Source organism: Klebsiella sp. AqSCr (assembly GCF_008452795.1).
Taxonomy (GTDB): Bacteria; Pseudomonadota; Gammaproteobacteria; order Enterobacterales; family Enterobacteriaceae; genus Klebsiella; species Klebsiella pneumoniae.
Genome location: NZ_MJDM01000003.1, coordinates 49951 through 72088, shown reverse-complemented (window position 1 = coordinate 72088; position 22138 = coordinate 49951). Strand labels below are relative to the sequence as shown.

Sequence of the window (22138 nt, the reverse complement as noted above, 5' to 3'; positions counted from 1 at the left end):
ACTCTAATTTACTGCCTCAAGCAACCCTTTTTCTTTAATTACTTGAGTACATGCTGAGGTGAACGGTTGATGCTCATTAATATAACCAACCAATTCATCAGCTAACTGATCACATTGTGCTTGATCTCTATTGGGTGAGCTTTCGGCTTCAATTAACCTGTCACAAAGAATACCAACCTCATCCATCAAGTCTTTCCGTTGATAATTCCATGTTCCTTCATCCAGATGATAAAACGCTATTGATTGAATAGCTCTTTTGTTCTTCCACGGATCTTGCTGTACAGAAAAAGTAGCAAGTGGCCTACCATCATTAGTATCGAAACAAATTAATTTACAATCACCAATCACTGTTGGATCGAGAAGAACAGGATTCTCATTCCGCTCACCTGCCTCGTCGATAGCTCTAGCATCACCATCTTTAAGAGGAAAATACGCGCCTTTTCCAACAATTTGACCTGTCAGATAATCAGTAATTCGAACGTTACATGTAGGGTGTGATAGTCGGAAATTAGTCCAATCAAAAGCTCGCCACCAGTAACCAGAGTGTGCAACTCCATTAAGACCGTGAGGCTTCTTCTTTGGTCTGAAGTGTTCAACGTGCCCTTGTTGAACTTGTAGTTCCGACTCAGAATACCAACATTTTAAGTTGCCCAACTGCCACAGAGCTGGCTTTAACTTTGACCAACGATCACCGTTGGCATCAATAAAATCACTACGTTGATCTGCTGGTAATGCAGCAATTTGTGCTTTTGCCAAATCAATGTCTGTTAAATCGACCAATCTACGCAGCTGGCGTTTATCTATGTATCTCAAACGTCCTCCTTTTTTCTCGATAACCGTTTAGCAATATCAAGAGAAATCCGTTTCCTAACCTGCCAAGAAACATGATCAGGAGTTGCGTTTGCAATTTCTGGAAACTCTTTTTGTGCTTCGGTAATTGCGCGGATATATTCTAGATATAGAGGATCACGTGCTGCATGTGAAAAATCTAATTTTCCAAGAATTGTGTTGAGCTCATCAAGTCGCTGTCTGTCTTCGTCGGTTTTTTCTTCTTTTAAACCCAGCTCACGTTTTTCATCAAGCAAATTCAGAGTATCCCTATCCAGGGTCGAGCGTAACTTAAAGAAATCACTGGTTAGAATAGCCTGGAAACCCATCCCCTTTGGAGCGGTGGTAGGGTGATAGCTATAAATCTGACCATCCGAGTTTTTGTCCACAATCACAACTTCGTGCTTGTCTAAACCTGCAAAAGTAAGTGGGCTGTGTGTGGTAATTAAAATTTGGCTGTTTTTAGGGTCGACACCATATGTTCTGAGGTTTTTTAACAAATCCAAGCACCACGCTGGATTAAGGTGTGTGTCCGGCTCATCTAACAAAAAGAGACTTTCATCTCGCTGAGTGAAACGCATAAGCCCAATAATAGTGAGCAGCTGTTGCTCACCTTCACTCATTTCCTTGAAAGTAATCGCATCCTTAACACCTTTAAGCCTCACACGGATCTTTAATCCGCTGCCGTCTAGGCTCAAAATATCACTGAAAATAGAACTTTCTAAGCGAGTGAAAAATTCTTTTGGCTCTAACCCGTCAGCTAATTTATTAATAGAGTCCTGAGAGTTTAGAAAACAATATCTTGTTTCTAAGTTAGTCGTTCGATTTATTGATATTTCTTTTCTTTCGGTCCCAGCCATTGGTGCATAGGCAAGACTAAATAATTTATTTAAGAATGGCTCAACATTTCCGCCAGCCCCCCAAAAACGCCTATCTTTATTCTGCTTTTCTAGTTCGCTCTTTTTAGTCGAACTACTCCAATAGGGTTCTTGAAGTGTAAACAAGACTGAAGACAAGCTTTCTATGTCGAACTCATCCAACAAAAACTTTGCAGTAGCCTCATCCTGCTTAGCAAAAAAAGATAATAATGAAAACTGACTATGGTGAGGCTTAGCTAAAAACATAGTTCTAAGCGACATTTCCTCCCCATCCTTCTGGTCAGAATAGTAATCGCGCTCGTGAGTTTCGAACGCTTCATTAAAGCGTGCCGATATTCCCGAGTAGTAACCAAAAACATAATCAGGAAGCAGTCTTTCATCTCTAAATTGATAAACGCCGCTTTCGTTTTTAATAGCTTGGTTGCGGCGGTTAAATTCAGTCTCTTTTAACTCTACAAATAATTTTTCAATTTCTTCGCTACTTTTATCTTCAATATCTGCAGCGTTTTCAATTACCCAATAAGAACGTTTGAAGCGCTGAATATTTTCTCGCCGAGTACCTTTGCGCCTAGGCTTTTTACTCGATTTCCCTTTAGATATTACTTTTACATAGTGATCACGGCATCGATATTTAATCTCATACTCAAAGTCAGATTCTTCACAAAGATCTAAGTCTCTGAAAATCCATGCGATGGACTCCAATATATTGGATTTGCCGACACCATTGCGACCAATAATAACTTGGCGTTCAGACTTTAAGGAAAAATCCACCTCAAAACTTGTGAGGTTTTTGAAGTTTTCTAATCGTAACCAATCAATTTTCACAACTAATCCTTTAGCTTCAATTTAATCTCTGACTCTTTTTCATAAGGCCAGTTTTTAATCAGTTTTTCGTCAGGTGAGAGCTGTGCTACTTTCTCTGAGATTTCGGCCAACTCAATATAAAATTCTTCAACTTCATTAGATGAAAAACCAGCTAACTGCATAAGCTCATCAGGTTTTATAGGTTCGCTTTGTTCGTTCAACACTGTCAGTAATGGTTTACGCCCTGAAGTCACTTTTTTCCCCCTCTTAATTGAACGTTTTGGCTTTGTTTCTGCTAAAGCTTCTTTTTCTGTCTTAATTTGATCTAGAAGATCTTTGGTATTTTCTTTGCTGTTATGTTGTACCAACTCACCAGAAAATGCTTTCGCTAATATTGAAGACTTTAGGGAAACTGAATGTTTTATCTTTCCATCTATAGTGGTTTCTGCTCTACTTGCGCTTGCCAACTTTTCGGTCACTTGTAGCACTAACTCTCGTTGTTCTTCAACTGACATTAATGGAACAGAAACTGTTTCTAATATTGCTAAGTTGATATTTTTTTGGGCTGTGGCTGGAGCATAGCGATCAAGGTCTTCTCTGACTGTCCTAAAGAAGAACTCTATATATTCAACTGAAATATTTTCATTTTGAGGGATAAAGCCTACTACACTGTCAGGGAAACATGCATCAATACCAAGTATTGCTGTTTCAGCAATATTTGCGGCAATAGTGATACACAATGTACCTTTTGGCCATAAACGACTTTGAGCAAGCCCTTTTTTTGAATATGTCTGCTTATAATTTGTTAAAAGGCCATCAGCTGCTCGTACGTCACCAGTTTGAACAAACGGATAATCTCCACCATATAAACTCGGGTCATTACGTGGTCTATGCTTTGATTTTCCTCTATTTAACTCACCAAGCTGAGTTATAGTAGCCCAAGTCCAACTATCGGGTATTTCAGGTAAGGAAGACACATCAGCCTGAGGGGGCTCTTTATAATTCTCCTTCCACCTATCGTTCTTCGGCGTAATCCCTTTCTCTTCAAAGGACTTTAGCTGCTCAGCTTCCCAGTTAGCTCGGCGCTCATCGAGAATACGATTTAGCAACGAACTCGCTGGCTCTAACTTGTCTACATTTTGCTCACGCCATTGCTCTGTTAGCTTACCGGTGACGGCATCTTTAAGTACTGACTGACGATATTGTTGAAGCTTAGCCTTTGCTTGCTTTAACCCTTCAACACCAGCATCAATATGGGAATAAAGTTCTTCTATTTTATCGACTATTGCGTGCTGAGTGCTTAACGACGGTAAAGATACAGGGATTTTCTTCATACTCGCTTGATTAAGCTTCAAGCGAGTAGACCCACCAACAAACCCTTTATAATCAAATTGATTCAAGTAATGACTTAAATATCTATTGGATGTAACAGAATCAAATGCCTTTAAAATATGGGCATGATTATTAATCCAAAATTTTTCTTTAACAACAAATGCCACATTTTTAGTTTTATCAAAAAATGGGGCTCCATCCTCTCCAATTAAAAGGTGTTCACCTTCAAAAATGAAGTCATCAATAAGCCCTACTTCTCCAGTTGCTCCATAATAAGGATAGAGCTCGCTTCTACTTTTACCTTTAATTCTTTTAGCTCTCTCTCCTGCATTAACAGGTATTCTCTTGGAGTCCAAAATTGCGACACAGTCTTCCAAAAGAACTTCAATCCAGCCTTCTTTTTTACCATTTTTACTTGTCATGCGATTAGGTAGCCATTCAATTCATTTACAACATTATCTAGCCTATCACCAAATAATTGCTTGGCTCAAAAAACACCACCTTGCTGATTAAAAGGCGCATATTCAAAGACTTCAATCATCATTTCTGCATTTTCAGCAATTTGCTTTTTAATCATTTTCAGCCACTCAAGCTGACTTTCATCAAACTCAACACCCGCTTGTCGTTGCTGAACTAACCAAGCACTGAAACGCAGCTCAACGACTTTAGGGAAAAGGTCAAGTATATCCTTTATCCCTGTTGCGTAGCTCACCAAACTAACGATATTTGTCAGTAAAGCAGCGGGTGGAACACCTTTTACCTTTGCGGCTACAAGCTGCTCATAGGCTTACCATACTTGTATAGGGGCGGGATTATACGGCGGCGCTTTGATGCTTTCAGCAAATTCCTCGATTTGCTCATAACTTAGATGGCGTTGATGATACTGTTTTCTGTAAATGAGTTCGATAGCTGTGGGCTCATCTTTGTTTTCTTCCATAAATTGTCTGAAGCTCTTGATGATGTGGTTCGCTTTTTCAGCATCAAATCCAGCATCAAGCCACTCATCGGTACTTGTTATGACCCAGCTGTTCCTGCACAACTAAGCGGCTTGAGCATAGGCCTGCGCCGGGGTTTTCATCTTTAGCGCCTGATGCGGGTGCTTCTGGTTGTAAAACTGGAGCCAGTCGCCAATCACTCGGCTGGCATGTTGTAACGTCTCGAACCGCTACCGGTGTACGCATTGCTCTTTCAGGGTTCGGATCACTCGCTCAACCATGCCGTTTTGCTTTGGCGTATACGGTGTGATGAACTCCTGTTGTAACCCATAGCTTTTGACCCGCGCGGTTGTAGTTGCGTCTGGTAAACACCAAGCCATTGTCGCTACGTAACAAGGACGGCGTGGTTACCCGTCCCACGCATCCGAACCGGGTTATCAGCGCTTGCTCCTGCGCCGCCTCAGCCGTCTTTGATTTACCACTGCGCGATAGATGCCCCCCAGCAACTCTCGGGTATGGCAATCAATCACCAAGGCCAACGAATACCAGCCATTCTGTCCAGCCCAGATCCGACATAGGTCGGTCGCCCAACGCTGGTTAGGGGCCGATGCCACCGAGGACAAGGCCCGGAGTCTCGGGCGAAACCCAACCGGACGTTTACGCACTTGCCACCCCTTGAGCTGGAAGATGCGCTGGACCGTGTTCTTGTTAAAACCCAGCAGTGCCGCCACGGTTCGATAGCTTAACGATGGATTCTCGTCGATCATGACCTTGATCGACGAGACCAGATGCTGCTGAACCTTGGGAACTGCCTTGACGCTGCGGTAATACCAAGTGCGCCGAGGCAAACCAACGGCATATTTTACTGACGGAGACCTCGGTACCCTCGGCCAGCGCGCAATCCCTGCTGAACATCGGCGACTATCTGTCGCCCTCGCCCGGCAGAGAAGCCAACTTTTTTCTGGCACGGAGCTCCAGCATGGCTTCGTCATAGGCCTTCTGGAGCTCTTTGAGCTGTTTTTCGTACTGTTCGCGGATATCCAAGTCTGTTTAACCGGCTGGTTGCAATCGGTGTTGAATAAAGAGCGGCTGCGTATAGCCAGACCAGTGTTTAAACTTTTGTTGTGTCGTCGATAAAACTAGCAACACCAGACTTCAATCGGGCGAACACAGTTCTTTCCACCCTATCCAGCACAGAGCTCTACTCGAAACAGAAATGCTACCGCCCCTGGCTGTCGCTACCAGATTGCTTAAACAGGATGCTAGTGGTTAGTCGCTTGATTATGCATAAAAACCTTACCATACCAGCATATTGCGACATTTAACATTTTCAATCATCACAGAATGAGCGATTACTCGACGAAACTTGATTTGCTTTGCACAAAACGCACTCGTTGTGCCAGACTCTTTGAGTATAACATACTGATATTTCACTTAATTCAGGTGGGGTGTAATACGTCCATGGGGATACACACATACCTGTGTTTCTCCCTCCTCGCCGAGGATAAAAAAACAAGCCTCCCAGCCACAGGCTGGGGGATACTTGTTTTTTTTGGGGGGAGAGAGGGACACCTGGAACAGACGAGGGATGGACTAACCGGAAATTGCGATCTCCAAATCATCGGTAGATGGGTCATAGATAAAGGGTCATAGAAAACCCGATTGGGTGACAGGACCGACTCAATCACTGTCACGGTGATCTCATTCGGTCTTTCGCGGATTGGCGGTGGTGTGACTTAACCGGCAGTGCGGCTAATGCCGAGGTGATGATCGATAAATCATCCAGATAACCGGCAAATGAAATGGGATCGGGTACCACGTCGAACGGGCTTACCAGATAAGCCAGCGCACCGATGATGAGCGCATAGCACCAGACCAGCAGATCGCCATCCGTGAGCAGGACATACAAGAGCACGGCCTTCTCCAGCAGCTCCTTAATCCCCTTGATCTCTTTTAACTTGCGCATGATGTCGCTATGACTGGGATTACTCATGGTGCATCGCCTCCAAGGTGGGAATCCGCGCTGTATCTGAATGGTGAAGTGGTCAACTAAAACTGGCCACCGCTAGAGTTTTTCGAATATCGGTTTTCCGATTCATTTGGGGGTAATCCACGGTTATATTCATGCGGCCTGAGAGCGCTGTAATACCTGACGATATAGTCCGTTATTGCCTAGGCTGCATTGCTGAAGCTTGTGTCACCCGTCACCGGTACCCATTCGTTCTTCAGACTCTTGAAGAAGCGTTCCATTGGACTGTTAGGTGGAGGAGCTCTGCTTTTTTCCTAGGAGTAAAGCGGTTCAGCACAGTTCGGAACTGATATCAGTGGCCGGTAAATAGCAGATATTCATCCATTATTTGCATGAGGGATATGTTTTCCTCCTGCCGTCCAATCAGCCACAAGCCTAGATCTTCAGGTGCCTTACGTTTCAGGTTATCCAGCCAGTCTTCCAGCGTTGCACCTATCATCAAATCGTACCAACATAGCCAGACCAGTTTGTGGCGATGCTCCGGTGAGCTGAATTGTTGTAACAGGCTAATCAGCCTATTTGCCAGTGGGCGTTGTTTCAGGCGGATACATTCACTCAGCAATATCCCTTCCAGCATTGGGTGGTGCAGTAAAGTTTTTTGGTTTGTCTCAAGACTGATTTGCATATCAGTCACTACCGACACAGGTTCTGTATGCTGACTTCCGTAAATCAGTCGGTAAAGGCATTGTGGTACCACTGCAGTCATCTGTCCCGCGCCGGGAAAGTACAGACTGCCCACCATCAGATGGTGGCTGGCCTGGATATTGGGGTGACACATGCCATTTATGATGGCCAGTTTTGTAAACCCGTTTAGCCAACGTTGATAGCTATCCAGCAAACTGTCATATCGCGTCTTTGTCTCTTTCATGGTGAATTATCCCTGAATACTGAATGACAGGCAGCCGCAAACCTCCGCAATGAGCGGATAAAGAGACTGCCTGTCAGGAAAGTGATATGTAAGGAGAGGTATCTAGCTGCGTGATTCTTCGATTCTCGCCTGTAGCCAGGCTTCCACTTCACTTTTCCGCCAGCGGGAGCTGCGACCAAATTTGGTTGGTTTTGGAAACTTACCGTCTTTAATAAGCTTGTAAAACCATTTATCGGTCAACTGGGTGAGTTGCGTAATGAATGCCATATCGATGAACTGGTCTTCGAGCAGGGAAATTTGAATAGTCATGATTTTATTCTCCGGTATCTGAATGGAAACCGGAGAAGGTCTTATTATTGTTACTATCCCGCTCCGGCATAGGTACCGGTGGTGCCGTAAAAAATAGTATTAGCCTGGTATATATTTTCTGGGTCTACCCTGTCGTGCAGGTGGTGGAACCTCATTACATCCCCAGACTGGGTAATCATATTTCTGGTCTTCTTTTGTCAGATAACTGGCTATACGTCTTAAGCTGTTTAAGGCTTCATTATTGTGATATTCAACAACGTTGTTAATGTTGTCCCGATGATATTCATTTGGCTTGCATCGCTGAGACTTGCCTTCACCATGGGTAATCTCTAGCCACATTTGCTCCGCCTGTAAAATGAATGGGAATGACTTCTGATGTTCTTGAGCATTAAGATAGAAAATCGCATGGGCATGAACTACTCCTTCTGATGTCCATTCCAGTACCCAGAAAATACCAGTGACACCAGGAATGTTAGTCATCGCCTGAGTGAGGTCTCTGAGATCATCCTGTATCTCAAATGAGGAATTACGAATAAATCTTTTAGTGCCTCGCTGGTAATCAAAATCCATTCGAAACGCCAGTATTTTGGAGTGACATGCCAGGATCTGATTAAGATGGTGGTTAATCATATTTAGCAGGAAGTCATTCGGGGTGATTTTCTTTAGATGTGGGTAATATTTTTGCATTGCTCTGTTCCTTTGGATGAGTTCAAAGGAATTGGCATATCTGTTTTTTTGTCTCTTAAAGGATGCTTGTAAAGCAGGGTCCAATCACTTTTGATAGATATATATCATCCCGTGGTGGGGATGTTAGATGACTATAAATGGAGAACTACTATCTATAATACCAATTAACCTTAATTATTTTTTAACCTGATAGCACTCCACAGTTTCCCTATTTCTTTTACATTTATATTATCTGCTATTCGTAACAGTCGTCGTGGGTGTCACATAGCCAATTTTTAGTGTTCCAAGTAAACGTTCTACATGATGTAGGTCAAGATTTCTCAGGTATCATTAAAATCTAGTCCTTGAGTGCACTAGGGAAGGCTTGTGATAACAAAAAAATAACGCATTCTACTACGTAGAGTGCTACGATTTTTTCTAAGATTGTTATTACGTTTGAGGTTATGATGAGTGCAGGAAAGCGAGTGACCAGTCTCTGGACAAAAAGAGTAAACTTATGGCTTTACTGGGATATCTTTCGCTCAGAATTAATGCATGTTGATGAGTCTCGTGAATTAGTGGAAAGAATAGACGATGCCACTCTTTTCAAAGAGTCTTGCATTAACTATATGAACAAAAAAGAAATGGTTAAATATTGGAGTGCGGAGGATTTCTTTGAAAAGAGTAAGCGAGAGGTTGAGGGTCAATTAATACCTTTTAGTGAACTTGAATGGATTGATTGTGAGCGTTCGTTGTCATTTGTTGCTAATTATATTCATGCCGAATATAAGCTATATGCAAATAATAACACCCCCTCTCTTCTTGATGTTACTTTACCTGAATGGAGCCTTGACACTAATCAGGGTGGCGTAAATTATGACGGGTTAATTCTTATGATCGACTACCAATGTCGTGTATCAAGCTTTAACCATATTCGCTCAAACTTAGAACGTTTGAGAAATTCTTGGCTCCGTATCCAGAAAAAATTTGGCAATCCGTTCTGGTTCTCATCCACCAGATATGATGCTAAATACTTGACAGATTATCAGTGGGTGATGTCCTACTTCGACAAGAACAAAATGATTAATGGTAATGTGGATTTTTGGTTTGAAAAAAATATGAACCTGAAAATTCATTCAATCTTTGATCAATGGGTTGAGAATAAATCCGATGCTGAAGGTGAATTGTTTATTATAAGAATAAAAAAGGCATGGGGTCAGAAAAAATTCAGAGATAGTGTTGCAAACAAAAAGGTTCTCAATACCTATATTAGCAAAGGCAGTAAGAGACAACTTGATTATTTGGTCAGTCAAAATGAAATGAAAATCAATGAATTGATTGAGATGCTGATCAATGATGCATATACAAAAGCCAAACTAAAAAGTTGGGAAAATTAAAAAAGATTACAGATATATATCATCACTCTGAACACACCCCATTAACGGCAGAACCTCGTGGTTCTGCCGTTTTTGTATTCTTTTTCAGAGGAGCAGTAATGAAACAATTTGACGGTCTGCACTCACTGCAGCAACCGCTTTCCGGCCTGCCCCAGTGGGTCTCTGAACGCATTCTGCAGCAGATAAATCAGCTTACTCACTATGAGCCGGTGGTAGGCATTATGGGTAAAACCGGGACAGGAAAGAGCAGCCTGTGCAATACCCTGTTTGCTGGGGATATATCACCGGTCAGTGATGTGGCGGCATGTACCCGAAAACCACTGCAGTTTCGCCTGCAGGTCGGCAAACGCTTTATGACAATTATGGACCTACCCGGTGTTGGAGAGTCCGAACTACGGGATGCTGAATATGCCGCTCTCTACCGTGAACAACTTCCCCGGCTCGACCTGGTGCTGTGGTTGATCAAGGCCGATGATCGAGCGCTGGCGGTGGATGAACATTTTTACCGGGAGGTGATTGGTGAGGCATACCGGCATAAGGTGTTGTTTGTTATCAGTCAGTCCGACAAGGTTGAACCCACCTGCGGTGGTGAAAAGTTGTCTACAGAGCAGAAACAAAATATCAGCCGAAAAATCTGTCTGCTGCATGAGCTGTTCCAACCTGTAAACCCTGTCTGTGCGGTGTCGGTACGTTTGCAGTGGGGGCTGCGGGTGATGGCTGAACGGATGATTCGTTGCCTGCCACGGGAGGCCAGTAGTCCGGTGGCGGTACAGCTTAGTGCTCCACTTCGTACCGATGCCGTTAATAAAAAAGCCCGTGACGATTTTGGTGAAACGGTCGGCTCGGTACTGGATACCATAAGTTCCATGCCCCTGATACCGGCCCCGGTTCGGACAGTCATCCAGGCTGTACGCGACATCGTGGTATCAGTCGCTCGTGCAGTCTGGAACTTCTTCTTCTGAAAATTAACCCTTCTAACCCGTAGTTTCCTGAGCCCTGCCGCGACTTTGCGGCAGGGCTTTTTGTATTTATTTTCCATCATGAGGAGTCTGCTTATGACCCGTCTGGCTTCGCGCTTTGGCGCAGTAAATCTTATCCGTAGTGACCGTCCGTTAACCCGCGAAGAACTATTTCTTGTGGTACCCAGCGTATTCAGCGAGGACAAACACGCATCCCGCAGTGAGCGGTACACGTATATACCCACCATATCCCTGCTGGACAGTCTGCAGCGCGAAGGCTTTCAGCCCTTCTTTGCCTGTCAGACCAGAGTGCGTGATCCAGGTCGCCGCGAGCACACAAAGCACATGCTGCGCTTGCGTCGGGAGGGGCAAATTACCGGCAAGCAAGTCCCCGAAATCATTCTGCTCAACTCTCATGACGGCACCAGCTCGTATCAGATGCTGCCGGGATTATTCCGTGCGGTGTGCCAGAACGGACTCGTCTGCGGTGAGTCGTTTGGCGAGGTGCGGGTGCCGCACAAAGGAGATGTCGTGAGTCAGGTGATTGAGGGGGCGTATGAAGTGCTGGGTATTTTTGACCGTGTGGAAGAGAAGCGGGATGCCATGCAGTCGCTGGTGCTGCCGCCACCTGCACAACAGGCTCTGGCACAGGCTGCACAGACGTACCGTTTCGGTGAGGATCACCAGCCGGTGACAGCACCTCAGATACTCTCCCCACGCCGCTGGCAGAATGAGAGCAATGATCTGTGGACCACATACCAGCGTATTCAGGAGAACCTGATTAAGGGCGGGCTCAGTGGACGCAGTGCGAAAGGCAGACGAACGCATACCCGTGCGGTGCGCGGTATTGACGGTGATGTGAAGCTCAACCGGGCTCTCTGGGTGATGGCGGAAGCGATGCTGAGTGGGTTTCAGTCCTGAGCTTGTTATCAACATGTTGGGAAGGGACACTCCCTGTCCGTTTTACCTCCATTGGATTGAGTGTTTTATCACCGCATTTCACGGTGTACCGCGTCGGGCCTGCTTCCGGAGGCAGATAAAAAATAGTTCATTCCATGTCCATACCCTGTCCGCCCCCCTCTTTAGAATCATTTCATATTCAGTCAGTTAACTATTACGGAGATTTAAGATGGCACAGACAGAGCGCCGTCATGATCGGCTGGCTGTCAGGCTGTCACTGATAATCAGCCGCCTGGTTGCAGGTGAAACGCTGAACATGGCGCGGCTGGCTGCAGAGTTTGGTGTGTCAGTCCGTACCCTGCGACGGGATTTTCGCGAACGGCTGATGTACCTCGACCTTGAGTATCGACGGGGGCAATGCCGCCTGCGCAGCACCGGTGGGGGCGTACAGGGGGAGCTGGATGCGCTGACCTTCGCGCACCGGGCCGGACTGGCCGATATCTTTCCGGGACTGGATCGGCGTCTGGCGGGCATGCTGCTCACTGCGGGAGGGATGCCGTGTCTGGTATGGCAGCCGCCACAGTCTGTGTCACCGGCCATCTCACTGGTGTTCTACCGTCTCGTCAGTGCCATTACCGCCTGCCAGCGGGTACTGCTGCTGGCCGAGGGAGAGCGCTGTGACGGGCTGGCTCCGTACCGCCTGATATCACTCGACGGCTGCTGGTACCTCACCGGTGAACTTAACGGGCATATCACCGTGCACCCTCTGGCGACCATCCATGCGGTGACAGTTCTGAACACCACTTTTACCCCGCGAAAACGTCTCAGCCAGTTAACCACACAGGCGGGCTTTATCCGGGCTCTACCGCACTTCAGCTGTATTCGCGAAATCCTGTCTCCTGGGCCCTCTGAGGAGGAGCGGGGCAACACACTGATTTAATTACCTCTGTTAAGAAGGAAAAACAATGACCTGGCATTACGAGAAAAATGGCATACGTCACGACAATGTGACTGAAGACGACATCACCGGCCTGATTATGCGCGGTGAACTGACTGCATCCACTCTGGTATGGCGACAGGGCATGACGGAGTGGCAACCGGTCTCCGCTACCCTGCTGGCTTCGGCGCTGCTCCGGAGCACCACACCGCCAGCGCTGCCGGGGAACCGCATTCCGGGTGGCGTTCTGTGGACGCTGGCATTTGCTCCCTTCATTGGCTACGCGCTGGAGTTGTGGACTGCAGGATTGAGCGGGATGTCATTTGACGAGGCATATGATGCCGTCTCGGGTGGGCAGTACTGGTTTATCACGCTGCTACTCAATATTGCTCTGGGGTATCTCGATGAACGACGCCTGCGTAAGGCCGGAGTGGACACCACCACGTTCGGCAAACTGGCCTGGCTGGTGCCGTTCTATCTGTGGCGGCGGGCGAAAAACCTCGGTCAGAAACCGGCTTACTTCTGGGTATGGCTTGTGATGCTGGCCCTGACCGTCTGGGCCTGAATCACCGCTACCTGATACTTTCTCTGTTAAGGACCAACGTAATGAAAACACTGATTAAAATACTGGGCATTACCGGCAGCCTTCTGCTTTGTGCAGGGGCTCAGGCCCAGCCCTATAACCGGACGCTACCTGCAGTCGTCAATGACAACAACGGGAATATTTTCTGGTGTGATGCGCATCGTCAGGTTACCGGAAAATGCGAAGCCATGTCTGTTGACCGTCAGGGCGGGATGGTCACGGTGCGTTCAGCACCTTTTAAAGACTGCGAAGGCGGCCTGTGGGGCTGGATAACTATCATGCGCAACGATGTGTCGAAGGGATTCACCATTACTCCGGATAAGAAATTCGGGCTCACCGTAAAAGATCTGTGCCGTCCGGGCACGGTAGTGACCTTTAAGCCCAACCAGAAGAAGCCGGAATATGACGACCTGGTGGCACTTTACCAGGGCAAAGAGCTGTTTCGCTACCGGCGCTTCTGATAACACTCGATACCAACCTCCCTCATTTTGCCCGACAGCGGGCTGGATTAATTCAGGAAGAAAACCATGCTGAAAATACTGACCTCTGCTGTACCCGCCCTCATTCTGTCACTTGCCGCCTTCAGTGACGGTGCCGCTCAGCTTCCGGCAAGCCTGATGGATAAAGACAATCCCGGCCAAGAGTACTGGTGCCAGGGAAACGACATCAACACCTCCATGTGCTCACTAACCAGTGTCAGCGACGACCATAAATTTGCCCTGATTCAGGACCTGCCGGGCCCGGCCTGTGAAGACTTAAGCTTCGGGGTTATTGATCTGGTGCGTCAGACCGGCGTCAACATTCCTTACGACGGTGGTGACTGTAAGGGTGATGTGCAGGCCGGTTTTGTGCGAGGCACGAAAGATAATGCCCTGTATGTGAAAATTGTCCGGGGCAGTAAAACCCTGCGGTTGTATAAAGTACAAACCGGTTACTGATAATCACCCCATACCTGAATACTCCCATAGCCCCTGACGCGTCTGCGTCAGGGGCTTTTGCTTTTAAGGTGCACCGAATGCCTGAATCTCACATGCTGCCACCGAGACCTTTTACCCGACAGCAGGCCGAAGCGGTTACCCGCCGGTATCAAAACATCGCTATTGAAGATGACCAGCGCAGTCACTTCCGCCTGGTAGTTCGCGACTCTGAAGGTCGAATGATCTGGCGGGCGTGGTGCTTTGAACCGGATGGCGGTGAAGGGCTTAACCGTTATATCCGCAAGTCAGGCATCCTCAGAGCATCCTCCTCCTGACCACACCCATTCATCATCCCTGTATGTCCTTTATTTCCCCATACGCCAGACATCGTTGCTGGCGTTTTTATTGACGGAGAATATCCATGACGACACAAACGCAATGCGAATTGATGTCTGCTAATGAACCTCAATTTGACCTTACTGCAACACCAATACCTGACGAGCAGCGTCTCGATTTCTGGCAGCTGTACTTTGGCGATATCCCGCAGTGGATATCGCTGGAACCCCGTATTTTCGCCTGGATGGAGCGCTTCTGTAATGAGTACAGCGGTGGTATCTGGTCCTTTTACACGCTCAGTAATGGCGGCGCGTTTATGGCCCCTGATGCTGACGGTGGTGATAAATGGCATCTGTTCAACAGGATGAACGGTAATGGTGTGGAAATGAGCGTGGAAGCCGCAGGTATCGCGGTCTGCCTGATTGAATACAGCCATCACGCCTGTCGTACCGAATGCGATGCCATGACTGAGCACTATTACCGCCTGCGGGATTACGCCCTGCAGCACCCTGAATCCAGCACCATTCTGCGCATTATTGATTAAGGATACTTATGATGGAACAGTCACTTATCCCACAGACTCCGGCACTACCACTAACCGCACAACGCACGGTAAAACGCGCCTTAACGCTGCTTGACCGACACCTGCGCGAAACAGGAGTGGCATTCACTTCCACTCAGGCTGCCCGTGACTGGCTGAAACTGAAAATGGCGGGACTGGAGCGCGAAGAGTTTATGGTGCTGTATCTGAACCAGCAGAACCAGTTGATTGCCCATGAAACCCTGTTTGCCGGTTCTATTAGCAGTACCGAGGTACATCCCCGTGAGGTGGTCAAACGCGCCCTGTACTTCAATGCGGCAGCAGTGATACTGGCGCATAACCATCCCTCCGGCGACACCTCGCCCAGCAAGGCAGATAAGACCATCACGCAGCGTCTGGTGCAGGCGCTTCAGCTTGTTGATATCCGTGTGCCTGACCACCTTATTGTAGGTGGTACGCAGATATTGTCGTTCGCTGAACACGGTCTGCTGTGAGGTATGACATGAGAATTATCAGTAAACGCCGGGCGATGACGATTTACCGTCAGCATCCGGCCTCCCGCATTTTTCGATACTGCACCGGCAGATACCAGTGGCATGGCAGTGTCTGTCATTACACCGGTCTGGCCGTTCCTGACATTCCCGGCGTGCTGGCGGTATACGCCGAACGCCGTCAGGATCGCAACGGACCTTATACCTGTCTGATGAGTATCACCCTGAACTGACAATAAAGAGGTTATAAATGAGCAACCCCACATGGGGCCTGCTGCGGGATATCACGCCGTGCCTAGGAGCACGTCTGGTGCAGGAGGGCAACCGGCTGTACTATCTGGTTGACCGAGCAAGTATCACCGGTAAGTTTAGTGATGCCGAAATCCTGAAGTTGGATGTCGTATTTCCACATTTTATCAGTCAGATGGAATCGATGCTGACCATTGGTGAAATGAATCCCCGCCATGCCCACTGTGTCACCCTGTACCACAACGGTTTCACCTGCGAAGCCGATACCCTTGGTAGTTGCGGCTACGTATACATCGCCATTTATCTCACTCAACGCTAACAAATTTCACGAGAGCAAACATGAAAAATCTACCTGCTACAATTTCGCAGGCGGCGAAGCCCTGTCTGTCGCCCGTTGCAGTCTGGCAAATGTTACTTACTCATCTGCTTGAGCAGCACTATGGCCTAATGCTAAGCGACACACCTTTTAGTGATGAAGCCGTTATACAGGAACATATTGATGCCGGTATCACTCTGGCTAATGCTGTTAACTTTCTGGTGGAGAAGTATGAGTTAGTCCGTATCGATCGCTGTGGATTTTCCTCACAGGTACAAGCACCATATTTGACTGCGACAGACATTCTTCATGCCAGGAAAGCGTGCGGGCTGATGAGCCGGTATTCTTACAGGGAGGTAAGTAATATTGTTCTTAGCCGATCACGGATATGAGTGGATGGAGATCTGAGAAGGTTTCCACGATACGTGAAGAATTTGATGAGATTAACGACTCGATGAAAGGCTCATCGAGTCGTATGAAAAACAAGGTGGGGGCACAAAAGGGGGCATTTATAAAGATGAAACAAAAAAATATGTATATTTATCAAAGGATATTAGTAGTTTGTTATGTTCCTATTATCGCACCACCTCAATCAAAACGTTACAGAAAACGCTTCTTTAAAAGCCTCTCTGGGTTTACACCAGGGTTGCTTTCCCCGGAGACCGATGCACTTAAATTCCATGCTCTTATCGCTGAGCCAAGGCATCAAAACTACCATCACGGTCAGTGATAAAAGCTCCCGCGGGCTCAGAAGTATCTCGATTATCCATGGCTCATAGCACCGTAACGTAAGCGGCAATGAGCAATGCCATCTTAATAATATTTTATATCCAGCCCTCCCTCTTCAAACCGTTAATCCAGTAATTTCATCTCCAGCGCCCTGCTCATCGCTTGAGTGCGACTATTCACTTTAAGCTTCGCGTAGATGTTTTTGATATGCCATTTGACCGTCTCGGCAGAAATAGCGAGGGAGCGAGCGATTTCTTTGTTCATCTGACCTTCAGCAATTAGCTGTAATATCTGAAACTCACGCTCGCTGAGCTCGCCAGGAATATCGGGGCTTCCACTATTAAACGGTGTTCCGTCTGCAGGCGCGCGCTTGTCGGCCCAGGGTTTATGCACTCCCCCTTTCTCTTTGCAAGCCGAAGAGGTTTCATTCATACCGGCAAGCAAAGGTTGCAAGGTATCGCCAGCGTCAAGAAAGAGGCCCGTGAGATGCTGTTGTTCAGCCAGCTGCACGACTGGCTGAAATGTCGTGCGCGCAGCGGCAGTTTTGCCACTGTTCCACAAGGCCAATGACCAGAGCGTACGTAGACGCGCTGCGGTTAACCTGTCCCCCCGGCTTTCCTGATCGGAGACCATCTCAGCCAGTAAAACGCAGGCTTGCGGTGCCTGGCCTCTGGCGAGAAGAAGCCGGCTGCGGCTAAGGGATGCAGACATAACGATGGCGCGTTGGCAGGGATGTTCGGCATCCATTCTGAAGCTGGCGGCCATTTGTTCAAGCTGTCGCTGCAGTTGCTCTGCGCCGGTGAAATTGCCGCGCTGCAGTCGCACCCTCACCTGCTCGGCTAACAACATGGCCTGGAGCCGTTGCCAGCCGCGAGACACCGCAAGACGCTGCGCATGCTCCAGCAATCGCTCGGCCTCATAGGGCATATCGTTATCTAAGGCCTGACGCGCGAGATAGGTATAGCAACGACTCAGCGCGTCGGGTGGACTGAATCGGTCGATGAATTCGAGCCGGTCGGCTAACAGATGCTCGGGCGAGTCACCCCTCTGACATTCATAGGCTATCTCCGCCAGCAGCGGCGCCAGCGTCGCGCCACTGGTCGACTGGGTACCGGTATAACATTCAGCCTGGCGCAACGTTTTCTCTGCGTACCACCCGGCTTTCCCCAGATCGCCCTGACAAAGATGGCACTGAGCAATGATAAAAGCGCGATAAACCGAGACAAACAGATTATCTAAAGGACTTTCCGGAGAGGGCATATGCTGTTGAACCTCCAGCGCGTCGTGATAGCGCTGGTTAACAACATGGCAATAGCTGAGAATATTGCATATCAGACCATCAACCCAGGTGTCGCCGCAGGGCACTTCGGCCAGCAACGGCTGAACAATAGCCAGACTCTCCGGGATGTTTTCAGCAAAGGCTTCGCAAATTGCCCGCACAACGCGCAATTTACACCAGGTGCTGCGGGTTAAATCCTCACGATGATGAAGTACCATCTGATCGAGGTTATCAAGCAGCTGCCTCGACTCATCAAAGTGGAAATAATGCGCCAGTGCCCAGGCCAGGTTAATTTGCAGGTCAATGCGCGAAGGATCGGTGCTGGGCGGTAAATGATGCATCCATGAAATCAGGGTATCGATATCCCCTTCTTCCGCCAGTGACTGAGCGCTTGCGCCGTCCTGCACGGGGCTATGCACCGGCTTGCCTGCGCTGAGCGCATGGCGTACCGCCTCAGACCACAGCTTCTGTTCGACGAACCAATGACTGGCTAATTCATGCAGCTGTTTGCGGTCAATATCGTTGTTCTGCTGCAGCATGGTCCTAAGATTTTCCTGCAACAGAGGATGGTAGCGAAACCAGTAGCCTTGTTCGTCAAGGGCTGACAAAAAAAGGTTGTGTCGCTCAATCCATGCCAGCATCGCTTTACTATCATCACGTCCAGTCACTGCATTGCATAGTTCGGCATTTAACCGACTGAGGAAGGACGTTTTCACCAGGAAATCGAGAACCTCTTCCGGCAGCGGATCCAGTACCACCTCTTTCAGATAGCGGGCAATGGATCGTGTTCCTCCATGCATATTACGCAACAGATGCTCAGGATCATTCTGTAATTCTGCCGACAATGAAGCGATCTTCATGCCCGCGATCCAGCCCTCTGTCACGGACTGTAGCCGCTGTGCATGATGGTTGCTGAGGGGTAGCGCAACCGTGCGGCTAAAATAGTGTTTTGTTTCTTCGAGCGTGAATTGCAGGTCTCGATCATAGATCTCCACCAGTTGGTCCTGGGCCTGCAGCTGGCTCAGCGCAAGATTCGGGTGGAAACGGCTGCCAATGATCAGATGCAAGGCGGCAGGCGCATGCTTGATTAAATACCCCAGCGCTTCATAGACCCCACGATCGTTAATCACGTGGAAGTCGTCGATAATCAGGTACACGTCATGCGGGCAGTAGTGTAGCTGGTTAATGAGCCCGGCCAGCAGTTGCTCGGAGCTGGAGAGCTTCTGCTCTTCCATGTCACGCCAGAAATCGGCGTCCCAGTCAGCATAGAGTGGACGCAATGCTTGCAGCAGATAAGGAATAAACTGCCATACGTCATCATCATCCTCATCGAGGCTCAGCCAGGCGATACGTTCGCCCTGGGCGACCATCTGCTGATGCCATTGCGCCAACAGCGTGGTTTTGCCAAATCCAGCGCCGGCGCAGACGACGCCCAGCCGGCACTGCTGAACGGGACTGAGAAGCTGAAGCAGCCGGGGGCGCTCCAGCAATTGTATTGAGGAGCGAGGCGGGACGAATTTGGTCAGGATTAGCGGCAAGCCTCGCGTCAGCCGCAATGGCCCGGAGACCAGTGAGGGTGATTGGCGACCTTCTAAATCCAATGGCTTCATCCGTGGTGTCTACTCGCTTTGTTTTTTTCAATTGTACGCCAGCCCCCGGGATGACATGGGGCAGCCAAACTTTATTGCTACACAAAATTTAGAAAGTTTGACCTCAAGCATGAAAACCCCCACCTACCCCCCCCATGAAGGTGGCTTCGCACTCCCTTTAACCGCTCGTAGATTCATTGCATGGGTGTGGCCAGGGTTATCCGCCCTGTCTGTTGGCCCCGCCTGGGTGACCTTTATTGAGGAGAATTAAACGATGCTCAGCAAACAGGCGTTATTGCAGGCTTACCGCAAGATGCGGGAGATCAGAACATTTGAAGAGCGGTTGCATCAGGAAAATACCAGCGGTGATATTCCGGGCTTCATTCACCTTTACACCGGTGAGGAGGCCATCGCGGTGGGGGTCTGCGAAAATTTAACGAGCGCAGATTTTATTGGTTCAACACACCGTGGACATGGCCACTGTATTGCTAAAGGTTGCGACATTCACGGCATGATGGCCGAAATATTCGGTAAGGACAGCGGGTTATGTCGCGGTAAGGGCGGGTCGATGCACATTGCCGATCTGTCGAAAGGAATGCTGGGGGCGAACGCTATCGTTGGGGGAGCCCCTCCCCTGGCCATCGGCGCCGCGCTAACGGCAAAGACGCTAAAAACCGGCAACGTCGGTGTCTCTTTTACGGGCGATGGTGGTTCTAATCAGGGCCTGGTCTTTGAAGCCATCAATATGGCCGTCGTGCTCCAGCTTCCAGCCGTCTTTATTTTCGAGAATAACGGTTACGGCGAAGGGACCGGCCATGACTACGCCGTGGGTGGGCGTGATATCGCCCGGCGCGCCGCTGGCTTCGGCCTGCCGGCAGTGACCGTCGATGGCACCGATTTCTTTGCCGTTTATGAGGCAACCTCAGAGGCGGTCAAGCGTGCGCGAGAAGGCGGTGGCCCAAGCGTCATTGAGGCCAAAGCCTTCCGCTGGCATGGTCATTTTGAGGGCGATCCCGCGCTATATCGTGCGGAAGGTGAAGTGCAACGCCTGCGTGAACAACATGATCCGCTGAAGATTTTCACCGCTAAGGTCAAGCAACATATCACCCAGGAAGAACTGGCGGCGATTGACGAGGAAGTAGAAGGCCTGGTCAACGATGCCGTATTGAAGGCCCGCGCCGCTGCCTACCCGGCTCCGGAAGACCTGCTGACAGACGTGTACGTCTCATACTGAGGGTGATAACCATGACAATAAAAACCTATCGTGAAGCGGTCAAGGAAGCCCTGGCTCAGGAAATGGAACGCGATGAACGCGTGGTGCTCATCGGTGAAGACTTGCGTGGCGGTCATGGCGGAAATGCGCCCGAAGAGGCTAAAATAGAAGCCTTTGGCGGTGTGCTGGGTGTCACTAAAGGGCTGTGGACGCAGTTCGGCTCCGATCGGGTGATCGACACGCCCATTACCGAGTCGGCCATCATCGGTATGGCGGCCGGCGCCGCAGCGACGGGTTTGCGGCCGGTCGCGGAATTGATGTTCATGGATTTTTTTGGCGTGAGCCACGATGCACTGTACAACCAGGCGGCTAAGTTCCGCTACATGTTTGGTGGCAAAGCCAGAGCTCCGCTGGTGATGCGAGGGATGATCGGCGCGGGGTTTTCTGCCGCAGCCCAGCATTCACAGTCACCCTATAATATCTTTGCCACCACGCCTGGACTGAAGGTGGTGGTGCCCTCGACGCCTTATGACGTCAAGGGTCTGTTAATCCAGTCCATTCGCGACGACGACCCGGTGGTATTCTGCGAGCATAAAATGCTGTACGACCTCAAGGGCGAGGTACCGGACGAGATCTATACCATCCCGCTAGGTGTAGCCAACTACACTCGCGAAGGGGAGGACGTCACCATCATTGCGTTGTCGGCAATGGTACATAAAGCAAACCAGGTGGCGGACAAACTGGCCAGAGAGGGGATCTCGGTCGAGGTGGTCGACCCGCGAACCATTTCGCCGCTGGATGAGGAAGGTATTCTGGAATCGGTGGCGTCCACGGGGCGGGTCGTGATTGTCGACGAATCCGCTGCACGCTTCGGTTTTGCTCATGATGTCGCGGCGCTGATTGCGTCCCAGGCATTCCATTTCCTCAAAGCGCCCGTTCTGCTGGTGACGCCGCCACACACGCCGGTCCCGTTCTCCCCTGCTCTCGAAAAACTCTGGATCCCTGGCGTTGAACGTATCGAAGCCGCCGTCCGTCAAGTGCTGGAGGATTAAC

Annotated in this window: 24 protein-coding genes and 3 pseudogenes; 16 read left to right on the top strand and 11 right to left on the bottom strand. The window is 48.8% G+C overall.

Translation table 11 applies throughout. The features are described from left to right. Positions 1-3: 3 nt before the first annotated feature. The 10 genes and pseudogenes from BHE81_RS02380 to BHE81_RS02330 all read right to left on the bottom strand — a co-directional run bounded on the left by BHE81_RS02380 (position 4) and on the right by BHE81_RS02330 (position 8670). Positions 4-813: a hypothetical protein gene (locus tag BHE81_RS02380; protein WP_023302261.1), complete on the bottom strand. Its 810-nt coding sequence runs from the start codon at positions 811-813 to the stop codon at positions 4-6. After that, entirely contained in the window at positions 810-2531 is a 1722-nt protein-coding gene (locus BHE81_RS02375) for an AAA family ATPase (RefSeq protein ID WP_023302262.1), read from the bottom strand. The genes BHE81_RS02380 and BHE81_RS02375 overlap by 4 nt, the downstream gene beginning before the upstream one ends. A gap of 2 nt (positions 2532-2533) precedes the next feature. Then, complete coding sequence (locus tag BHE81_RS02370; protein ID WP_149888781.1) at positions 2534-4264, bottom strand: restriction endonuclease subunit S; 1731 nt, start codon at positions 4262-4264, stop codon at positions 2534-2536. Between the two features lie 65 nt (positions 4265-4329). Continuing rightward, positions 4330-4608: pseudogene (locus BHE81_RS29000) on the bottom strand (type I restriction-modification enzyme R subunit C-terminal domain-containing protein); the annotation flags it as partial. 273 nt (positions 4609-4881) lie between these two features. Beyond that, positions 4882-5058 (bottom strand): annotated as a pseudogene (locus tag BHE81_RS29090) (integrase core domain-containing protein). A gap of 1409 nt (positions 5059-6467) precedes the next feature. After that, positions 6468-6770, bottom strand: a complete 303-nt coding sequence (locus BHE81_RS02350; protein ID WP_023302265.1) for a YkvA family protein — start codon at positions 6768-6770, stop codon at positions 6468-6470. Between the two features lie 52 nt (positions 6771-6822). After that, positions 6823-7036: pseudogene (locus BHE81_RS02345) on the bottom strand (integrase core domain-containing protein); the annotation flags it as partial. Between the two features lie 62 nt (positions 7037-7098). Further along, the gene (locus tag BHE81_RS02340; RefSeq protein ID WP_023302266.1) at positions 7099-7674 is read right to left on the bottom strand and encodes a hypothetical protein; all 576 of its coding nucleotides are present in this window, start codon (positions 7672-7674) and stop codon (positions 7099-7101) included. Positions 7675-7776: 102 nt separating this feature from the next. Further along, entirely contained in the window at positions 7777-7983 is a 207-nt protein-coding gene (locus BHE81_RS02335) for a helix-turn-helix transcriptional regulator (RefSeq protein WP_023302267.1), read from the bottom strand. A 99-nt stretch (positions 7984-8082) separates the two neighbouring features. Next, positions 8083-8670 (bottom strand): inovirus-type Gp2 protein, encoded by a 588-nt coding sequence (locus tag BHE81_RS02330; protein WP_023302268.1) that lies wholly within the window; start codon positions 8668-8670, stop codon positions 8083-8085. Between the two features lie 464 nt (positions 8671-9134). Here BHE81_RS02330 and BHE81_RS02325 point away from each other — a divergent pair, with 464 nt between their 5' ends. The 14 genes from BHE81_RS02325 (at position 9135) to BHE81_RS02260 (ending at position 17005) form a co-directional block, all read left to right on the top strand. Beyond that, positions 9135-10046, top strand: coding sequence for a hypothetical protein (locus BHE81_RS02325; protein ID WP_223363217.1), 912 nt, complete (start codon positions 9135-9137; stop codon positions 10044-10046). Between the two features lie 98 nt (positions 10047-10144). Beyond that, a complete protein-coding gene (locus BHE81_RS02320) occupies positions 10145-11008 on the top strand; it encodes a GTPase family protein (RefSeq protein WP_023302270.1) in 864 nt (287 codons plus the stop codon). 93 nt (positions 11009-11101) lie between these two features. Beyond that, positions 11102-11926: a DUF932 domain-containing protein gene (locus BHE81_RS02315; protein WP_023302271.1), complete on the top strand. Its 825-nt coding sequence runs from the start codon at positions 11102-11104 to the stop codon at positions 11924-11926. Positions 11927-12134: 208 nt separating this feature from the next. After that, entirely contained in the window at positions 12135-12845 is a 711-nt protein-coding gene (locus tag BHE81_RS02310; RefSeq protein ID WP_023302272.1) for a DeoR family transcriptional regulator, read from the top strand. Between the two features lie 25 nt (positions 12846-12870). After that, a complete protein-coding gene (locus BHE81_RS02305; protein WP_023302273.1) occupies positions 12871-13407 on the top strand; it encodes a DUF4339 domain-containing protein in 537 nt (178 codons plus the stop codon). Positions 13408-13448: 41 nt separating this feature from the next. After that, positions 13449-13886 (top strand): hypothetical protein, encoded by a 438-nt coding sequence (locus BHE81_RS02300; protein ID WP_023301392.1) that lies wholly within the window; start codon positions 13449-13451, stop codon positions 13884-13886. Positions 13887-13952: 66 nt separating this feature from the next. Then, positions 13953-14363, top strand: coding sequence for a hypothetical protein (locus BHE81_RS02295; RefSeq protein WP_110246686.1), 411 nt, complete (start codon positions 13953-13955; stop codon positions 14361-14363). 77 nt (positions 14364-14440) lie between these two features. After that, positions 14441-14677, top strand: coding sequence for a DUF905 domain-containing protein (locus BHE81_RS02290; protein ID WP_032410024.1), 237 nt, complete (start codon positions 14441-14443; stop codon positions 14675-14677). 86 nt (positions 14678-14763) lie between these two features. Next, positions 14764-15222, top strand: coding sequence for an antirestriction protein (locus tag BHE81_RS02285; RefSeq protein WP_023302275.1), 459 nt, complete (start codon positions 14764-14766; stop codon positions 15220-15222). An 8-nt stretch (positions 15223-15230) separates the two neighbouring features. Beyond that, positions 15231-15713 (top strand): JAB domain-containing protein, encoded by a 483-nt coding sequence (locus tag BHE81_RS02280; RefSeq protein ID WP_023302276.1) that lies wholly within the window; start codon positions 15231-15233, stop codon positions 15711-15713. A gap of 8 nt (positions 15714-15721) precedes the next feature. Continuing rightward, positions 15722-15943 (top strand): DUF987 domain-containing protein, encoded by a 222-nt coding sequence (locus BHE81_RS02275; protein WP_023302277.1) that lies wholly within the window; start codon positions 15722-15724, stop codon positions 15941-15943. A 17-nt stretch (positions 15944-15960) separates the two neighbouring features. Next, the gene (locus BHE81_RS02270) at positions 15961-16278 is read left to right on the top strand and encodes a type IV toxin-antitoxin system YeeU family antitoxin (RefSeq protein ID WP_023302278.1); all 318 of its coding nucleotides are present in this window, start codon (positions 15961-15963) and stop codon (positions 16276-16278) included. A gap of 20 nt (positions 16279-16298) precedes the next feature. Continuing rightward, positions 16299-16667, top strand: a complete 369-nt coding sequence (locus BHE81_RS02265) for a TA system toxin CbtA family protein (protein WP_024622903.1) — start codon at positions 16299-16301, stop codon at positions 16665-16667. Then, a complete protein-coding gene (locus tag BHE81_RS02260; protein ID WP_024622904.1) occupies positions 16664-17005 on the top strand; it encodes a hypothetical protein in 342 nt (113 codons plus the stop codon). The genes BHE81_RS02265 and BHE81_RS02260 overlap by 4 nt, the downstream gene beginning before the upstream one ends. Positions 17006-17127: 122 nt before the next feature. Here BHE81_RS02260 and BHE81_RS02255 read toward each other — a convergent pair whose 3' ends face one another. Continuing rightward, positions 17128-19893 carry a LuxR C-terminal-related transcriptional regulator gene (locus BHE81_RS02255; RefSeq protein WP_023302279.1) on the bottom strand — a complete coding sequence of 922 codons (2766 nt, stop codon included), beginning with the start codon at positions 19891-19893 and terminating at the stop codon, positions 17128-17130. A 253-nt stretch (positions 19894-20146) separates the two neighbouring features. Here BHE81_RS02255 and BHE81_RS02250 point away from each other — a divergent pair, with 253 nt between their 5' ends. Beyond that, the gene (locus BHE81_RS02250; RefSeq protein ID WP_023302280.1) at positions 20147-21106 is read left to right on the top strand and encodes a thiamine pyrophosphate-dependent dehydrogenase E1 component subunit alpha; all 960 of its coding nucleotides are present in this window, start codon (positions 20147-20149) and stop codon (positions 21104-21106) included. 11 nt (positions 21107-21117) lie between these two features. Further along, positions 21118-22137, top strand: a complete 1020-nt coding sequence (locus tag BHE81_RS02245) for an alpha-ketoacid dehydrogenase subunit beta (protein ID WP_002889881.1) — start codon at positions 21118-21120, stop codon at positions 22135-22137. Position 22138: the final 1 nt, after the last annotated feature.

What these genes read in the sequence shown, in the direction of transcription:
- BHE81_RS02370 (WP_149888781.1), bottom strand. Translation starts at nt 4,264, where the DNA reads ATGACAAGTAAAAATGGTAAAAAAGAAGGCTGGATTGAAGTTCTTTTG.
- BHE81_RS02350 (WP_023302265.1), bottom strand. Translation starts at nt 6,770, where the DNA reads ATGAGTAATCCCAGTCATAGCGACATCATGCGCAAGTTAAAAGAGATC.
- BHE81_RS02340 (WP_023302266.1), bottom strand. Translation starts at nt 7,674, where the DNA reads ATGAAAGAGACAAAGACGCGATATGACAGTTTGCTGGATAGCTATCAA.
- BHE81_RS02335 (WP_023302267.1), bottom strand. Translation starts at nt 7,983, where the DNA reads ATGACTATTCAAATTTCCCTGCTCGAAGACCAGTTCATCGATATGGCA.
- BHE81_RS02330 (WP_023302268.1), bottom strand. Translation starts at nt 8,670, where the DNA reads ATGCAAAAATATTACCCACATCTAAAGAAAATCACCCCGAATGACTTC.
- BHE81_RS02320 (WP_023302270.1), top strand. Translation starts at nt 10,145, where the DNA reads ATGAAACAATTTGACGGTCTGCACTCACTGCAGCAACCGCTTTCCGGC.
- BHE81_RS02315 (WP_023302271.1), top strand. Translation starts at nt 11,102, where the DNA reads ATGACCCGTCTGGCTTCGCGCTTTGGCGCAGTAAATCTTATCCGTAGT.
- BHE81_RS02310 (WP_023302272.1), top strand. Translation starts at nt 12,135, where the DNA reads ATGGCACAGACAGAGCGCCGTCATGATCGGCTGGCTGTCAGGCTGTCA.
- BHE81_RS02305 (WP_023302273.1), top strand. Translation starts at nt 12,871, where the DNA reads ATGACCTGGCATTACGAGAAAAATGGCATACGTCACGACAATGTGACT.
- BHE81_RS02300 (WP_023301392.1), top strand. Translation starts at nt 13,449, where the DNA reads ATGAAAACACTGATTAAAATACTGGGCATTACCGGCAGCCTTCTGCTT.
- BHE81_RS02295 (WP_110246686.1), top strand. Translation starts at nt 13,953, where the DNA reads ATGCTGAAAATACTGACCTCTGCTGTACCCGCCCTCATTCTGTCACTT.
- BHE81_RS02290 (WP_032410024.1), top strand. Translation starts at nt 14,441, where the DNA reads ATGCCTGAATCTCACATGCTGCCACCGAGACCTTTTACCCGACAGCAG.
- BHE81_RS02285 (WP_023302275.1), top strand. Translation starts at nt 14,764, where the DNA reads ATGACGACACAAACGCAATGCGAATTGATGTCTGCTAATGAACCTCAA.
- BHE81_RS02280 (WP_023302276.1), top strand. Translation starts at nt 15,231, where the DNA reads ATGATGGAACAGTCACTTATCCCACAGACTCCGGCACTACCACTAACC.
- BHE81_RS02275 (WP_023302277.1), top strand. Translation starts at nt 15,722, where the DNA reads ATGAGAATTATCAGTAAACGCCGGGCGATGACGATTTACCGTCAGCAT.
- BHE81_RS02270 (WP_023302278.1), top strand. Translation starts at nt 15,961, where the DNA reads ATGAGCAACCCCACATGGGGCCTGCTGCGGGATATCACGCCGTGCCTA.
- BHE81_RS02265 (WP_024622903.1), top strand. Translation starts at nt 16,299, where the DNA reads ATGAAAAATCTACCTGCTACAATTTCGCAGGCGGCGAAGCCCTGTCTG.
- BHE81_RS02260 (WP_024622904.1), top strand. Translation starts at nt 16,664, where the DNA reads ATGAGTGGATGGAGATCTGAGAAGGTTTCCACGATACGTGAAGAATTT.
- BHE81_RS02255 (WP_023302279.1), bottom strand. Translation starts at nt 19,893, where the DNA reads ATGAAGCCATTGGATTTAGAAGGTCGCCAATCACCCTCACTGGTCTCC.
- BHE81_RS02250 (WP_023302280.1), top strand. Translation starts at nt 20,147, where the DNA reads ATGCTCAGCAAACAGGCGTTATTGCAGGCTTACCGCAAGATGCGGGAG.
- BHE81_RS02245 (WP_002889881.1), top strand. Translation starts at nt 21,118, where the DNA reads ATGACAATAAAAACCTATCGTGAAGCGGTCAAGGAAGCCCTGGCTCAG.